This window comes from Paenibacillus sp. ACRRY, from assembly GCF_022346995.1.
Classification (GTDB): domain Bacteria; phylum Bacillota; class Bacilli; order Paenibacillales; family Paenibacillaceae; genus Paenibacillus.
Map to the genome: position 1 here is coordinate 154,942 of NZ_JAKRNM010000008.1, position 15,766 is coordinate 170,707.

A 15,766-nucleotide genomic window follows, 5' to 3' on the forward strand; every position below is an offset into this window, starting at 1 on the left:
GCTGCTTCGTTATGCCGCGCATCATAGCCTGGTTTTAACAAGCTCTTACGAAGAGAAGCTCCATCTGGATGAAATGATCTATTACAGATATAGATTACGTACAGATACAATAGGAGCAGCATGAATTGAACAAAAAAGTGGTGGTTGAATTGGGGTAACCGTTAAAGATTTACTGCAGCTTCCTTCATTTAGAGGAGCTCAGGTGATCACTGGAACAAGCAGGCTTCATCAGACCGTTTCCTCTTTATCTGTGTTGGAAGTGGCAGATGTCAATTTCTTCTCGCAAATTATTCAAACGGTTCAAGAAGAATGGTATGCTGAAGAGCTGGTCATCAGCTCTTTTTATTCCATTAAGGACAGCGTGGAGCAGCAATGTCAGACGGTTCAATACTTGCATGACCTTGGTGAAATGGGATTGATTTTGTATTATGTTGGCATTGTATTGCCGGATATAGCCGATGAAGTGCTTGAGCTGGCAGAATCGCTGAATTTTATTATCATTTGCATGCCGAGAAACGATTACTCGCTTAGGTATAATGAAGTCATTTATGAAGCCATGGAGGCAATCGTAAGCAATCAGAAGGTGAATGAACATTTCGTGAATGAATCACTGGAAAAGGTCTCGCTGCTTCCGGAACATTTGCGAAGCGTGGAAATCACCCTTAAACTGCTGTCGGACCGGATGAAAGCGAACATCGTTCTGACAAACAGCAATCTGGATATCATCAATCGTGTCATGTGGCCGCGCAATTCATCGCTTGATGTGACGAGTCTGATCCGGTCCATGGCGCCTTCTATTTTGAACGGCAGACTGGGAGAAGGCGAGCTGGATTCGTCCTGCTTTGTTGAATACAAACGGGTTCATCAAAAAAACGGGGAGGTCCTTTACCTGTTTCTCATTAAAGAGAATACGAAGCTGCCTCCGAAGACGATGGATCAAATCAGCGAAGTGGTGCAGGTGGCCATCAATTTGTGGGGAGACAAGCATAATGAGGTCAGCGAGTACGCTTTGGTTAAAGCCATCGTGAATGATGAAAGCGAAAAAATGCGCAGATTGGCCAGTTTGCTCCATATTGACGTTTCCGGGATCCAAATAATGTGGCTCGTGTACGTTCGGGATTTGTCGGAGGAAAGAAGGGTAAGGGAAGACTTAAAAGCGCATCTCCTGCAATATTATAAAACCGCGGTCATTCAAACGATCGATCATTGCGTTGTCGTGTTGCTAGGGAATTGTTCCTCTAAATACAATGAGTTTGAAATCGCAGCGGAATATATCGAAACGACGAGTCTCATCGCTGACATATCAAGCATCGTGTATTCACCGAGAATGCGTAACACACAGGATGTACGCCGAATGTATCAGCTCGTTAACGGGGTCTCTAAAGAGGTTCACCGCATTTATCATCACCGCAAACTGTACACCGCAGCTGAAGTTCGTTCTATGAAACGAGCCATAGACCTCAGTAAACAAGGGGAAGAGATCACTGAAGAATGCCTGTCCGTCATGGAGCCAATTATGGACGACCCTGACGCGTTGAAAACGCTGATGACTTTTCTGTTGGATGCGAAGGGGAATATGGATGATTGCAGCAAGTTGTTGTTTGTCCACAAAAATACGGTGAAATATCGCATTAAAAAAATTTGCGAGCTCATCGGATATGATGTGACCATCAATTCCGAATCGTACGATGTTTATACTGCCTGCATGGTCTACCGTCTCATTCATGACTAAAAGTTCCGATGTTTTGTCCAATAAGACAAAAACATCGGATTTTTTTTTGTTTTCTGAAAAAGACGCTGACCTCCTTCATCTTTTACAATAAGAAAACAATATTCGAACGAACAGGATTGGGGGAGATCATATGAACGCCGTTAAAGAGCATCAATCCTGGTTCAGTCTCGGGATCATCTGGGCTGGTGCAGTCATCAGCATCCCGAGTTTGTTGGTAGGGAATGCGCTGATTGCTGGCATGGGACTATCGAAGGTATTGCTTGTCACGTTAGTAGGTTACTCCATTATTGTGCTGCTCATGATTTTACAGGGGATTCAAAGTACGGATTTGGGAAGGTCGACGGTTCAGGTCGCAGGTCAGGTTTTTGGCAAAAGAGGTTCCCGAACGATTTTGTCCATTATCCTCGCTATTGCGTGTCTTGGATGGTTCGGGATCCAGGCGAATGTATGCGGGGAAGCTTTGGCCAATTTGCTGGCCGAGATCGGTATAACTATTCCTGTACCACTCGCATCACTCATCTGCGGTCTCGTGATGGTCGTTTCGGCCATGTACGGCGTTAAAGTGCTGCGGGTGATCAGTTATATTGCCGTCCCTTTATTGATCGGAATCAGCGTGTACGGTCTGATCGAAGCATTGACTGGGGACTCTCTGCAGATCATCCAAAATTATAAGCCTGCTGCTGTTATGAATTTTACCGACGGACTGGCCGTAACCCTAGGTTCATTTGCGTTAGGGGCAGTCATCGCGGGAGATTATTCGCAATTTTCGAGAAAACGGTCTGATGTCTTGAAAGCCGCTCTATTCGGGATTGTTCCGGCAGGCTTGCTGATGATTGGTGCAGGAGCCGTCCTGACGATTGCTTACCAAGCCAGCGACATCACAGCAACCTTTTTGAGTATCATGACGCCGTTTGTTGGCGGTATGATTTTGATCTTGGCTACATGGAAAACGAATCTTGTGAATGTGATTTCAGGTGGTTTTGCCTTAATTAACGTGTTCAACGTTTCGAAGGAGAAAGAGAAGTGGGCTGTCGGCATTGCGGGAACCCTTGGGACCGTGCTCGCTGTCGTTGGCATACTTAACTATTTTACTCCGATCATGTCCATTCTGTCGGCTATGATTCCGCCGGTGGCAGGCGTGATGATTGCTTCGTATTGGGTGCTTGGCAAAGGGGATAAGAGACGCTGGCAAGAGGTTGAGGGCGTGAACGTGTTGGGCGTTGTCTCATGGCTTGTGGGCGCGATCATAGCCTGCACGCCTGTCGTGTTATCCTTGTTCCCAAGCCTGCCCCAGGTACCAAATCAGCCGTTGACCGGAATTGTCATTTCTTTTGTCATATATTATATCGGCTATCGTTTATTTGCTCAGAAGACTGTTATATTGGAGGAATTATAAATGAGATATTTAGATGAAACAGCTGTTGAACATATTGCCGTCGGGGCAGCATTTCTGGGAACGGGTGGAGGGGGAGACCCTTATATCGGAAAATTGATGGCTCTCTCAGCCATTAAGAAGTTTGGACCTGTCAAACTATATTCCGTGGACGAGATTGGGGATGAGGACTTTTTCATTCCAGCCGCGATGATGGGGGCGCCTTCCGTATTAGTGGAGAAATTCCCTCGCGGGGACGAGTTTGTGAAGGTTTTTCAGAAATTAGCGAATTATTTAGGAAAAGACAAGATTGCGGGTACGTTTCCGATGGAAGCGGGGGGCGTCAATTCCATGATTCCGATTGTTGTTGCGGCACAGCTGGGATTGCCTCTGATCGACTGTGACGGTATGGGCCGCGCGTTCCCGGAGCTTCAGATGGTGACGTTTAACCTGGACGGCATTCCAGCGACGCCGATGGCCATAACGGATGAGAAAGGGAATATTGGCATCTTTGAGACCATTGACAACAAATGGACAGAACGGCTCGCCAGGGTAGCTACAGTTGAAATGGGGGCCAGTTCTTTAGTCAGCCTGTATCCGGCAACGGGTGCACAAATCAAGCAGAGTGGCGTTCATCATATCGTAACCCTGTCCGAACAGATCGGAGCAATCATTACATCGAAGAACCGAGATGCCAAGGACAAGCTTGAGGAGCTGTTGAAACGGGTATCCGGCTATGAGCTATTCCAAGGAAAGATTGTGGATGTCATCCGTGAAACCAAGGGCGGATTTAATCTCGGCTGCATGCATCTCGAAGGCATCGAGGCGTTTAAAGCCGGAGAGATGAAGGTTCATTTTCAAAATGAAAACCTGATTGCTGAAAAGAACGGTCAGGTGATAGCGATGACGCCCGATCTGATCTGTCTGGTTGATTACGAAACGTTGTTGCCTGTGACCACAGAGAGCCTGAAATACGGTAAACGCGTACGGGTTATTGGATTGCCCGCTCATGAAAAGTGGAGAACGGATAAGGGAATCCAGACGGCAGGTCCAAGATACTTCGGCTATGATTACGATTATGTACCACTTGAGGAAATGGTGAAAAAGGCGGTGGCTGACAATGTATAGAATCGGGATCGATGTAGGCGGCACCAACACAGATGCCATCATTTTGAACGAGAATCATCAGTTGATCCATGCGGTGAAATCCCCAACAACCTTGGATATTCGCACAGGGATTGAAACCTCGCTCCGGCAGCTGCTGCAGGGGGCGAATATTGATAAAAATCAAATCACACATGCCATGTTAGGCACAACACAATGCACCAATGCCATCGTTGAAAGAAAAAAGCTGGCTCAAGTGGGTGTCATTCGTCTGGGGTACCCGGCAACGGCTTCCGTTGCTCCGTACACGTCCTGGCCTGAGGATATGGTTCAGAAGCTGTCGGGTAAATATGCTCTCGTACAGGGCGGATATGAATACGATGGCCAATTGCTCGGAGAAGTTGACGAAGGCGAAATTACAGCTCTTCTGGAGGAGTGGCGCGGTAGTATTGAATCCATTGCGGTCATCGGCGTATTTTCATCCCTTAAAAATGATCAGGAGTTTCACGTTCGCGATCTCATTCATCAAATGTACGGACCCGAATTTCCTGTTTCCTGTTCTTCATTGATTGGTTCGGTTGGTTTAATCGAACGGGAAAATGCGACCATCCTCAATGCGGCATTGTGCAAGGTCATTGAAACGACAACCGAGGGGTTTGTGCAGGCATTAGAAGAAGAAGGTATATCGGATGCAGCGGTGTTTTTATGCCAAAATGACGGTACCTTAATGTCAGTAGATTACGCTAAACAGTTTCCGATCCTGACCATTGCCTGTGGACCTACGAACAGCATACGCGGTGCCTCTTATTTGGCAAAAATCAAAGATACGATGGTTCTCGACGTGGGCGGCACGACATCGGACATCGGCGTTTTGCAGGACGGCTTCCCGAGGGAATCGTCGGTTGCAGTCGAGGTTGGTGATATCCGCACGAATTTCCGCATGCCCGATATTATCTCAGTAGGACTGGGCGGCGGAAGCATCGTGCGCTCGGAGAATGGCAAAATTACAGTTGGCCCGGACAGCGTAGGATACAGGATCGGAAAAGAGGCTCTTGTCTTTGGCGGGAATACGCTCACGACAACGGACATTGCCGTTCGGCTGGGTCTTGCAGATGTCGGGGATCAGAGCCTGGTAGCGCATCTGGATGAAGACTTTGCTAAACAGGTGCAGGGCGAAATTGCAGCCATCATAGAACAGACCATTGATAAAATGAAGACATCTTCAGGTGATGTTGAGCTTGTGTTGGTAGGCGGAGGCAGTGTCGTGATTCCGGACACCATTCGCGGGGTATCCCATATGATTAAGCCTGAGAACGGGGGCGTGGCTAACGCCATTGGTGCGTGTATTGCCCAAATCAGCGGCCAATATGAGCAGATTTACATCTATTCTACAGAGCCCCGTGAGGCAGCATTAAGAGATGCTCGGGAAAAAGCCGTGAAACAGGCGGAACTTGCTGGCGCCGATCCGGCGACAGTTGAGCTCGTGGAAGTGGAAGAAACTCCGCTCGCTTATCATCCGGGAAATGCGACGAGGCTTCGAGTGAAAGTCGTAGGAAACATGAAGTAGAAGAGGAGCTTCACATGAGTTGATACAACTTGTGTGGGGCTCTTTTTTGTTATCGATGAGGTGCAAGTGGATGAGCGGAAAAGTATTCTCATTAACTTTGCGAATTACTTCTTGTGTAATATACTTAGTATATTAATATTATGATGTCAGGGTGGTCTTGTGGAATTGCATTTATACGAGCAGATATATGTCTATATTGTACAAGAGATCAAAGACGGTCGATTAAAAGAAGGAGACCGAGTCTCTTCTGAAAAAGAGTTGGCTGAACAATTTGGCGTCAGTCGTATTACATCTAAAAAGGCTCTGGAGAAATTGGCAGATTCTGGAGTTATTAAAAGAATACAAGGAAAGGGTTCATTTGTGGCCGATGGTATCATTGGAGGACAAGAACCGAAGCACTATTCAGAGGTAAAAACAACCTTGGTTCCTGAGGATGATAAGCGGTTGATCGGTTTTATTATACCGAATTTTTCTGACGAGTTTGGCCTGCAACTTCTTAGATCGATGGAAAAGCGGAGTGCTGAGCATAATTATCAACTCATTATCAAGCGAACTTGCGGGGATCGGGATGAGGAAAAACGTGCGATCGACTTATTTATTGGTTTAGGCATCAAAGGATTAATCGTGACCCCCATTCATGGTCAACACTATAATTCTGAACTGCTTCGACTTGTATTAGATCGGTTTCCAATTGTCCTGGCCGATAGATATCTAAAAGGAATTCCGGTTTGTTCGGTATATACAGACAATAAGAAAGCAGCCATGGATCTTACGCGTCATCTGATTAGCAAAGGTCATAAAAAAATTGCCTTTTTATCTCCACCGGAAGAGAACACTTCAACATTGGAGGAAAGGCTGCTCGGATATACGTTTGCCTTCACCCAGGAAGGAATGAATTTGAACAAAAATTATGTTTTTACGAACTTGAAGGGCACCCTTCCCAAGAACATAAATGGAACAGCGATTGAAAGTGATAAAGAAATAGTAAAGCATTTTTTGGAACAACACCCTGATGTAAAGGCGTTTGTCGCATCGGAATTCCTAATAGCTACCATGCTGGCTCAAGTCATCCACTCGATGGGGAAATCTCTGGAGGAATTCGAAATCGTTTGTTTCGACTCCCTGAACGATCACCTGGGTCAACCCATCTTCACTCATATTAAGCAGGATGAGAAGCAGATGGGTGAATTGGCAGTGGATATGTTAATCTCTCAATTGCATGGAACAGCAGTTCCCGAGCTGAACATTATTAAACATCGTATGGTCGTGAAAGATAACCGGTAAGGTTTATACAAGGGCAGCTAAACCAAAGCAATAGTTCAAAGTGTCGAGAAGTCCCAAGGGGCTTATCGGCACTTTTTTTTTGATATTAGACATATAAACTTCGAAGCAGGGACCTTCCTGACCTGATATCGCAAGAAAAACCTCTTTTAGACGCGGTCTGTCTTCTATGAAGTATATCGATAAGCGTTTTTCTTATGGTAAAGCATGTTTCACATCAGGGAATGGGTTAGGGGACCGGAGATCAACCAACCTTGAAACGTTGATTTCTATATCTAAATTATAGCCATACATCATGAATAGTGATGTCGTAATATTGCAATTGACATGTTTTGTAATGTCATATTAATATACTTAGTATAACTAGTGAGTTCCTATAACAAATTCACGGTGTTCATCATTTTCTGATTTTAATAGTTCATATCACCGAAGTTGTTAGCGCTTACATAAGTTGTGGATGATCAGGAAATGAAGTGAATCCTATAGGAATTCAAGTTAAACGAGTTCATTTAACTTAAGGGGGACTTTGAATGAGGAGATCCAAAAAATTCGCATTTCCAATTCTTGTTTGCTTTCTGGTTATGTTACTACTTGTAACGGCTTGTTCAACGAAGGGAGGCTCTAGCGATCAGGCCGGAGAGGGGATTACAACGGTTACGATGTGGCATGGTCTTACCTCAATTGATTTAGATAATATGAATAAAGTCGTGAAGGCATTTGAGGAGAAAAACCCTACGATCAAAATGAATTTGGTTTATACAGAATCCAACGAGGGATCCGATCAGAAGCTGCTGACTGCAGTCGCAGGCGGCAATCCTCCTGACGTTGCACTTTTCGATCGGTTTAAGGTCGGTACTTGGGCTGCACAAGGTTCTCTGACTGACTTATCCTCGATGGCAGCAGAATCCGGAATACGTAAGGAAATGTATTATCCATTTGCATGGGAGGAGTCCAGTTATCAAGGAAAGCTTTATGCAATGCCGATGGATACGGACTCTCGCCTGCTATTTTACAATAAGGATCATTTCAAAGAAGTAGGGTTGGATCCCAACAAACCACCACAAACGATCGCCGAGCTTGAAGCGGCCGCCGATAAGTTAACCATCAAGGAAGGTAAACGTTTCAAACGGATCGGGTTCATCCCATGGTATTCGCAAGGCTGGCTGTATACTTGGGGATGGGCATTTGGAGGAGAATTCCAGGATGCTGCCACCGGCAAAATTACCGCAAATGATCCTAAAGTCGTTGAAGCATTACAATGGATGACCGACTTCGGCAAAAAATACAATGTCGAGGATATCGCCGGATTCACAAGTGCAGCGGGTACGGAGGAAATGGATCCGTTCATTTCCGGTCAAGTCAGCATGAAGATAAGTGGAAACTTCACGGTGAAGGGTATCGAAAAATTTAAGCCGGATTTAAACTACGGTGTTGCACCAATACCGACCCCAACAGGTACTAATTTTACGACATGGTCGGGAGGCGGGTCCGCTATTATCCCTAAAGGCGCCAAGAACGTCGCTGCTGCTTGGGAATTCCTCGAATTTTTAGGGAAAGAAGAGGGGCAAACGTTATTAAACGCTGACTCTCAAATTTCCGTTATTGATTCAGTTAACGACAAATACGGTTACAAAGACGATCCGATTATGAAGGAATTTATTAATATCTTGCCCAATTCACATAACCGCCCGGTTATTCCTGAAGGACAACTGCTGTGGAATGAGTTAGCTTCCGCTACGGAAAAGGCTACCCGCGGTAACGGTACTCCGAAAGAGAACCTGGATAGAGTTACAGAGACGGTTAATAAGGCTTTAGAAAAATACGACAAATAGAGTGCTCGGTAGGCAGGGAGCGAACTCTCTCTCCTTGCCTATTCATAAATGACAATTGGAAGGAGAATGTACATGGCGAAACTGGCCGATCCAGTTCAAGTAAAAGCAATTCCTTCGGCAAGGAAACGAGCACTCCGCAGAACTCACGTGATTGGGTGGCTGTTTGCTTCACCTTGGGCTATAGGGCTGCTATGCTTTTATGCAATTCCCATGCTAATGTCCATCTACTTCAGCTTCACGACTTACAGCATTCTACAGCCTGGTGAATTTGTCGGGATGAATAATTATAGAGATCTTTTCCATGATCCTTTGTTTTGGAAATCCATATACAACACGATTTATTTTACGGTATTTTTTGTTCCCTTAAGTATATTTTTTGGTGTGGCACTCGCTATGATGTTGAATATGAAGGTCAAGGGTATGGCTGTATTCAGAACGATCTTTTTCTTACCTACTCTCGTGCCACAAGTAGCTCTGGCTGTTCTGTGGATGTGGCTGTTACATCCAAACTTCGGATTGGTGAACGGGATGTTAGCGAATATCGGTATCGATGGGCCCGCTTGGCTTGGTGGTGAGTCGTGGTCCAAGCCCTCTCTCATTCTGATGTCGCTTTGGGGTATTGGGCAAGCTGTCGTTATCTACCTTGCTGGATTAGGAGACATCCCTGATGAGTACTATGAAGCGGCGCAAATCGATGGAGCTAACTGGTTTCAGAAAACGAGAAAGGTAACCCTGCCTTTGCTCACTCCCGTTATTTTCTACAACCTTGTCATGGGAATGATTGGTGCATTCCAACAGTTTACTCTTCCCTATACGTTGACCAAAGGGCAAGGAACTCCTGCAAATTCCATGACATTTTACGTCATGTATTTATATGAGAACGGATTCAGGTATTTCAAAATGGGTTATGCCTCCGCAATGGCCTGGATCTTATTTATTATCGTTATGGCATTAACCGGAATTATTTTTATTACGTCTAAACGCTGGGTTCATTATCAAGGGAAATAAGGAGGAAGTAAGGGATGAATCCTACCGCTATTAAAAGAATCAATCGTGCGTTAGCCTATGTATGTCTAATTGTTGCTTCTGCATTTTTCATGATTCCGTTCATTTGGCTGCTTTCGACTTCTCTTAAACCACTCACGCAAATCTTTACATTCCCACCAGAGTGGATTCCGCGTCCAATTCTGTGGAGTAATTATTCCCGTGCTGTTGAGTATATCCCTTTCTGGACATATCTGAAAAACACGGCGATTATAACCATCGCGAGTACGCTCGGTGTGATCATATCCTGTCCCTTGGTTGCATATAGTTTTGCCAAGTTAGAGTACCGTGGGAGAGGTTTACTTTTCTTTGTAACCCTCGCTGTTATGATGATTCCCGGACAGGTGACAATGATTCCTCTATTCCTGTTGTTTACTAAATTAGGTTGGGTAGGAACACCTCTTCCACTGATTGTACCCCAATTTTTTGGAGTGCCCATTTACATTTTTCTGTTGCGGCAGTTTTTCATGGGACTGCCTGATGCCCTGCGCGAAGCGGCCCGCTTAGACGGCGCTAGTGAGTTCCGCATATATTTACAGATCATGTTTCCACTAGCCAAATCCGCCGTATTAGCTGTGGCATTGTTTCAATTTATGGGGAGCTGGACTGATTTCATGGGCCCCTTGCTCTATTTAACCAATGAACCATCTTACACGGTTTCGCTCGGATTGCAGCAATTTCAGAGCCAAAAGGGATCGGAATGGGGTCTATTAATGGCCGTATCCACCTTGATGACATTACCTATTATCGTTCTGTTCTTTTTTCTTCAAAAGACGTTTATTAGCGGCATTACATTTAGCGGTATAAAAGGTTGAACATCATTTAAATGAATGAAGCTCCAACGATGCGGGACCCAAGGGATTAAGGACGGACCATTCCGCGACATGGATCGGCTGTTATGGACTCACAAGCATCAATGGCATTATAGATCAGATCGCTCAGGCTCTGTTGGTTTGAAAGGCAGCTTTTAGATGAGGAGAAACATCCAGCTCGTGGGGCTGTCCCATAAGTCGTAAATGATTAGGCGGCATAGCCCCATTATTAAAATTGTAAAATCAAAAGAAACCGTTCCTTGGTAAAGGGGTGTGCGAGCAACCATATACCAAAAGAGACGGTTTCTTTGTACATTCATCATACTATGAAAGCTGATCTTTATTTATTTTTCCATCAACAATTTCGATGATTAGGTTGCATCTTTTGGCGACTTCCAGATCATTCGTTACGATAATGACGGTTTTCCCTCCTTGATGGAGCTGCTGCAAGAGATTCATGATCTCTTCTCCGGTTTTTCGATCCAGATTTCCAGTAGACTCATCGGCCGGAATTAATTCAGGTTCTCCGACCAAAGCTCTGGCGAAGGTAAGTATTCATGCCCTGAGGCACTCCCTCGCCACTCATTTGCTGGAAAATGGGACAGAACTACGGTACATTCAGGATTTACTTGGTTACATGAGCGCGCGAACAACTCAGCGGTTAGTAAGAAAAGTATTTAGCGTATTCAATGCCCGTTGGATCGGATGGAAATGGGGACTAAATGATTTTCTGAATATTCCTTTTTCACTAATTTTTCTACGAAAATGCCACAACATGGGTTATCATATACGTAGTTCAGATACGTGAACGAATGTTTGGTATTTACGAAGTACATAAATTAGCTGTTAGACGCAATTGCCTAAAGATCATGGGAGTGAGTAGGATGTTAATCTTTGACAATCGTTCAATTTATAATTTCGATTTAACAACTGAAGAAGAAGCAACAATTCTAAGTCAGTTTATAGATGCTGAGTATGAATTGTTATTTCCTTATTTTGAATGTAATTTCGCAGCATTTCCTGATCATAGGGCATATATTGAAGAGCGGACAATAATAAAAAGCAAAGAGAAAGTGTTTGAAATGAACTATTCATTTGTAGAGAATGAATTAGTTTATTGGTATAAACCTTATGATCTAGAAGATTTAATAAACATTATTGCTAGAGACAGAATTACTTATCGAAGTATAGTAGTGCAGAAGAATGGGAAGTTGAGTGAGTGTAGATTTAAACTCTTTACCTATGAACATGCTACATACAATGAAGAAGAAACAAGAGTGCTTTGGATAGAAGAGGCAATAGAAAATGACTATATCGACAATATTTACCCCAAAATATTAAATCAAGTAAATAGAAATATTAATGAAGGTTTTGATTGATAAATCGAAGAAGAGGCGACAGCATCTAACAAAGTATTCACGCTGAAGGGCTATCGCCCTTTGGTTGTCAGATGTATAATCATGGAAGGAGTTCAGACAACAAACGACCCAGCCTAAGATAAGAGCTATCTAAGGCTGGGTCGTTTCGTGAATACAATAACGTTATCAGAAATTGGCGTAAAACTATCAAAGAAGGTGAATCAAAGTGAGTAATAAGAAAGATGAAAATAATGAAGAAATGATTGTACCTGAACAGCATAGTGCTGTAAGGCATATTCTTAATGAAGCCAACGGGAAACCGAATGATATGTTTGTCGAAAGTTTTCTACAAGCCAAAAATACAAATGGTACATATGTGATTATGGAAGGTGATTGGGGTGGACAGGTTTATCTTTCTTGTCCAATGGACATAGTCAAATGCAATGAAGACACATTAAAAAACTTACTTATTGATTTAGATACCATTGCATGGGACTGTAATGAAGGTGAAGGTAAAGGACTATATTATGAAGTTCGCCAACCTGAAGAAGGAATTGGCGGAGGTATGGGCGGCGGAGAAATAACAGAGAAATTGTGGATTCATGAAGAATTTAGTGACTTAAATTTATATGAAGAGATAGAAATAGTGTTATCTGGCGCTAAAGAAAAATTAAAAGAATAATTTGAGAGTAATATTCAAAGACGCACCAAAATCTGATAACACAGATTCACACTGCGGGGCTTAGGCCCCTTGGTCCACTAGAGGAATTTCGAAGAAGTGGGTTCAGGTGGGCAACCCTGCGAGGCTAAGTCTTCGGCCTGGCGCTAACGCTCCTTAAGCCTCTAGGGTTCGTGAATACAACAACGTTAGCTGAAATCATTGTAATAAGGAGTTTAATTCAAATGACTTTCAATAAAATTAATCAACTCAAATTGGTCAAGCTTAATATATTCCGTACGAATCGTAGAACAAGTTAAAGACAAAATTTCATCTGAACTTAAACAAGAATACAAAAATAAGATGAATAAATATATTGAAGAATTAGAAGAAAAAATTGGGTTCTTAAATGAAACAATTGAAGAGCTACTTTTGTAAAGATTATTAGCATATTCAAGGACGACAATGATTTCAGCTAACATCATACCCACGTATCGGAGCCTGGTGGTTCCTCGGTCCGCGAGAAGCAATTGGCAGGGAAGTAGATTCAGCGGACACATCCGCACCGACTAACCGCATCGCGGCTGCCCTTCTAGCTGAAGGGGTGGGATCTCGTGAATACGGGAACGTTATACGACAGACCAAAGCAATTATTTTATAGAAGACGAGGTATTGAAACATGGAAACCTTGAGAATAATACCTGCGCAATTATGCGATGTGCACATTTTAAGCCAAATGAATAAAGAGCTTATTGAAGATGAAAAAAACGATAACCAAATGACAATAAATGAATTGAACAACAGGATGAAAGATTTTCTCGATAATGATTGGAAGGCGACTTTACTTGTCTTGGGTGATCATGTTGTAGGGTATGCCTTATATCAGGAAAGAGAGGACGTAAGCAATAAGAAGAAAAAAACCTTCCATATAAGACAGTATTATATCAGTAGGAAATATCGAAGAAGAGGATTAGGGAAACAAGGAATAGATTTATTAAGAAATGAATTATTTCAGGATTCAACTATATCTATAGATGTTTTAGAAAGTAATCCGAATGGAAGAAGTTTTTGGGAAGAACTCGGATTTAAAACATATTATACAAACATGAAATTTAAATCATAAGAATCTGAAAGTAGTTCTAGAGGTCCGTCGTATAAAAGTGTACCTAAGCTGCGAGTCGTCCAGCTTGTAGATACAAAAACGTTATTTTTGTCAGACCTAATCAGGGAAACGCTTCAGTTTATTTCGATGATCCAGATGGAAATAGTTTAGAATTAATGTGTTTTGTAAGCGTCCCTGAAAACTTAAAAAATATATCGAATAAATTATCAATAGAAGAATGGGAAGAGCTTTTGAAAGAGATGAATTAAAGAACTTATTAATTGGGATATTTCAAATGAAGTGCGGCGTCAGATAACATAATATTCATGCTGCGGCTCCGATGGAGCCTTGATCTGCAAGTAGGAATTTAGAGGGGCATTTCAGCAGACAATCCCTTCGGGGTTCATGAATACAGGAATGTTATCTGAAAAATCCGAAGTGCGTGAGACGAAGAGTACATAATATAACTTAGTGGAGGTGATCACTGTGTTTTATCGAAGAAAATATTATGTCGTCAATAATGAATTCGTTGACATCTTTAACAGACACTTCATTGAAACCAATTTACCTAATCAGTTGAAGAATGGAGCTCGTCTAGTTGGTAGATGGATGGTCCCACATTCAGAGAAAACAACTGAGATTTTTGCAATCTGGGAATATGATAGTATTGAAAAATATGAAGAGATTGAAACGAATATCAGAAGCGACAAAGAACATTATAAGAAGATCAATGAGTGGTATGAACTCCACGGGGGAAGAGATCATATAGCTAAGGAATATATCTATGAAGTAAAAAACGAAGAACTAATTTCTACACTATCAGACGTTAGGCGCAATCCCTAAAGTCAAGATGAATAAACCAAAGAACAATAAAAAGAAGAACCATTATATAACTTAATTGAAGGTGATACTTATGAAGGATTGGGACTACAGTAAGCCTTGGTTTCATGGTTCTCCAATATTATTAGATGAACTACTAGTCGGAAGCACAATAACTCAGGATCGAGAGTTAGCAAGAATCTTTTCACACAAACCATCTATTGTTGCTTTTGACGAGAATGGCGCAAGATTTCATAATGGTAAGTTATGTGGATATATTTACATAATCGATGAAGAAATTATAAGTGAGGATGTATACCCACATCCCGCAACTACAATGAAACCTGGTGAAGAATGGCTCATAAAAAGAGGATTAAAAGTACGAAAGATAGGTGAGACGAGAACAAGAGCTTGAAGAACAACTTTCAGGGGAAGAGGAGATAGAATTATTGGAAAAGCTAAAAAACAGATAGCTAATAGCTTTAAAATCAATAAAAGAGGAACCCCATACTCGAAATTTAAAAACAAATCAAGGAGGTGAAGTATGTGTTCAGAGATTCTCAACATGCATGGAACCCTGCGCCTGAGGAAATTAGACTGTGGGCGTATAGTAATGAGTTAATACCAGAACAAGATTGGGAATTAGCCGTAAATAGTTTTGAAAACATTCCAATGATTTGTACATTCGTTGATGATAAAGAATGCAAACATACCTCATTTTTTCTTAGTAGTCTTTATGTGTTTACCGGTGACATTGTAAGAGCGGAAGAAATCGAAGAACTCAATAAATTGTCTCAATTAATAAAGAAAATAGAAGTGACAGCAAAGTCAGAAGAGTTAAAATCATGGATTACTCGATCTAAGAACCTAATGCAAAATCCAACAAACTATGAATATAAATTTTGGGGAATTGGCTCCCAGTATGTATATAATAATGAATAACTAGATAAGAAAAAGTATTTTAAAGAAGGCGATGACATCCTACAACAACGTACTCACGCATAAAGGCTATTGCCTTTGGTTGACAGATGTTAAATCATTGAAGAGGTTAGACATAAATGCCCCAACCTAGGATAACAGCTATC

The 15,766-nt window shown here is 42.5% G+C and carries 15 protein-coding genes and 2 pseudogenes; 16 read left to right on the forward strand and 1 reads right to left on the reverse strand.

Going from position 1 to position 15,766, the window contains the following annotated elements:
- Positions 1-202 precede the first annotated feature (202 nt).
- From MH144_RS23380 to MH144_RS23415, 8 genes are all read left to right on the forward strand, one after another.
- On the forward strand, positions 203-1,732 hold the full coding sequence (locus MH144_RS23380; RefSeq protein ID WP_239304621.1) for a PucR family transcriptional regulator: 1,530 nt from the start codon (positions 203-205) through the stop codon (positions 1,730-1,732).
- A gap of 130 nt (positions 1,733-1,862) precedes the next feature.
- Entirely contained in the window at positions 1,863-3,128 is a 1,266-nt protein-coding gene (locus MH144_RS23385) for a cytosine permease (protein WP_239304623.1), read from the forward strand.
- Positions 3,129-4,232, forward strand: coding sequence for a DUF917 domain-containing protein (locus MH144_RS23390; protein WP_153977501.1), 1,104 nt, complete (start codon positions 3,129-3,131; stop codon positions 4,230-4,232).
- Entirely contained in the window at positions 4,225-5,775 is a 1,551-nt protein-coding gene (locus MH144_RS23395) for a hydantoinase/oxoprolinase family protein (RefSeq protein ID WP_239304625.1), read from the forward strand. The genes MH144_RS23390 and MH144_RS23395 overlap by 8 nt, the downstream gene beginning before the upstream one ends.
- A 159-nt stretch (positions 5,776-5,934) precedes the next feature.
- On the forward strand, positions 5,935-7,059 hold the full coding sequence (locus MH144_RS23400; RefSeq protein ID WP_239304627.1) for a GntR family transcriptional regulator: 1,125 nt from the start codon (positions 5,935-5,937) through the stop codon (positions 7,057-7,059).
- A 527-nt stretch (positions 7,060-7,586) separates the two neighbouring features.
- On the forward strand, positions 7,587-8,888 hold the full coding sequence (locus MH144_RS23405) for an ABC transporter substrate-binding protein (protein ID WP_239304629.1): 1,302 nt from the start codon (positions 7,587-7,589) through the stop codon (positions 8,886-8,888).
- 72 nt (positions 8,889-8,960) lie between these two features.
- Positions 8,961-9,896: a carbohydrate ABC transporter permease gene (locus tag MH144_RS23410; protein WP_239304631.1), complete on the forward strand. Its 936-nt coding sequence runs from the start codon at positions 8,961-8,963 to the stop codon at positions 9,894-9,896.
- Positions 9,897-9,910: 14 nt separating this feature from the next.
- The gene (locus MH144_RS23415; protein ID WP_193722926.1) at positions 9,911-10,747 is read left to right on the forward strand and encodes a carbohydrate ABC transporter permease; all 837 of its coding nucleotides are present in this window, start codon (positions 9,911-9,913) and stop codon (positions 10,745-10,747) included.
- 321 nt (positions 10,748-11,068) lie between these two features.
- On the opposite strand, the pseudogene MH144_RS23420 reads toward MH144_RS23415, so the two are convergent.
- Positions 11,069-11,296: pseudogene (locus MH144_RS23420) on the reverse strand (ABC transporter ATP-binding protein); the annotation flags it as partial.
- Here MH144_RS23420 and MH144_RS31115 point away from each other — a divergent pair.
- The 8 genes and pseudogenes from MH144_RS31115 (at position 11,202) to MH144_RS23460 (ending at position 15,623) form a co-directional block, all read left to right on the forward strand.
- Positions 11,202-11,552 (forward strand): tyrosine-type recombinase/integrase, encoded by a 351-nt coding sequence (locus tag MH144_RS31115; protein WP_481857389.1) that lies wholly within the window; start codon positions 11,202-11,204, stop codon positions 11,550-11,552. The pseudogene MH144_RS23420 and the gene MH144_RS31115 sit on opposite strands and share 95 nt — an antisense overlap.
- Before the next feature lie 76 nt (positions 11,553-11,628).
- Positions 11,629-12,123: a hypothetical protein gene (locus MH144_RS23430; RefSeq protein ID WP_239304633.1), complete on the forward strand. Its 495-nt coding sequence runs from the start codon at positions 11,629-11,631 to the stop codon at positions 12,121-12,123.
- Between the two features lie 205 nt (positions 12,124-12,328).
- Positions 12,329-12,784, forward strand: coding sequence for a hypothetical protein (locus MH144_RS23435; RefSeq protein ID WP_239304635.1), 456 nt, complete (start codon positions 12,329-12,331; stop codon positions 12,782-12,784).
- 655 nt (positions 12,785-13,439) lie between these two features.
- The gene (locus tag MH144_RS23440; RefSeq protein WP_239304637.1) at positions 13,440-13,883 is read left to right on the forward strand and encodes a GNAT family N-acetyltransferase; all 444 of its coding nucleotides are present in this window, start codon (positions 13,440-13,442) and stop codon (positions 13,881-13,883) included.
- 86 nt (positions 13,884-13,969) lie between these two features.
- Positions 13,970-14,131, forward strand: a pseudogene (locus tag MH144_RS23445) (VOC family protein); the annotation flags it as partial.
- A gap of 217 nt (positions 14,132-14,348) precedes the next feature.
- Complete coding sequence (locus MH144_RS23450) at positions 14,349-14,705, forward strand: NIPSNAP family protein (protein ID WP_239304638.1); 357 nt, start codon at positions 14,349-14,351, stop codon at positions 14,703-14,705.
- Between the two features lie 70 nt (positions 14,706-14,775).
- Positions 14,776-15,096 (forward strand): hypothetical protein, encoded by a 321-nt coding sequence (locus MH144_RS23455; RefSeq protein WP_239304640.1) that lies wholly within the window; start codon positions 14,776-14,778, stop codon positions 15,094-15,096.
- Between the two features lie 131 nt (positions 15,097-15,227).
- Entirely contained in the window at positions 15,228-15,623 is a 396-nt protein-coding gene (locus MH144_RS23460; RefSeq protein WP_239304642.1) for a hypothetical protein, read from the forward strand.
- Positions 15,624-15,766: the final 143 nt, after the last annotated feature.

Bases quoted from the DNA above. Each gene is read 5' to 3' on its own strand.
- MH144_RS23385 (WP_239304623.1), top strand. From the start codon at position 1,863: ATGAACGCCGTTAAAGAGCATCAATCCTGGTTCAGTCTCGGGATCATC.
- MH144_RS23390 (WP_153977501.1), top strand. From the start codon at position 3,129: ATGAGATATTTAGATGAAACAGCTGTTGAACATATTGCCGTCGGGGCA.
- MH144_RS23395 (WP_239304625.1), top strand. From the start codon at position 4,225: ATGTATAGAATCGGGATCGATGTAGGCGGCACCAACACAGATGCCATC.
- MH144_RS23405 (WP_239304629.1), top strand. From the start codon at position 7,587: ATGAGGAGATCCAAAAAATTCGCATTTCCAATTCTTGTTTGCTTTCTG.
- MH144_RS23410 (WP_239304631.1), top strand. From the start codon at position 8,961: ATGGCGAAACTGGCCGATCCAGTTCAAGTAAAAGCAATTCCTTCGGCA.
- MH144_RS23415 (WP_193722926.1), top strand. From the start codon at position 9,911: ATGAATCCTACCGCTATTAAAAGAATCAATCGTGCGTTAGCCTATGTA.
- MH144_RS31115 (WP_481857389.1), top strand. From the start codon at position 11,202: ATGATCTCTTCTCCGGTTTTTCGATCCAGATTTCCAGTAGACTCATCG.
- MH144_RS23430 (WP_239304633.1), top strand. From the start codon at position 11,629: ATGTTAATCTTTGACAATCGTTCAATTTATAATTTCGATTTAACAACT.
- MH144_RS23440 (WP_239304637.1), top strand. From the start codon at position 13,440: ATGGAAACCTTGAGAATAATACCTGCGCAATTATGCGATGTGCACATT.
- MH144_RS23455 (WP_239304640.1), top strand. From the start codon at position 14,776: ATGAAGGATTGGGACTACAGTAAGCCTTGGTTTCATGGTTCTCCAATA.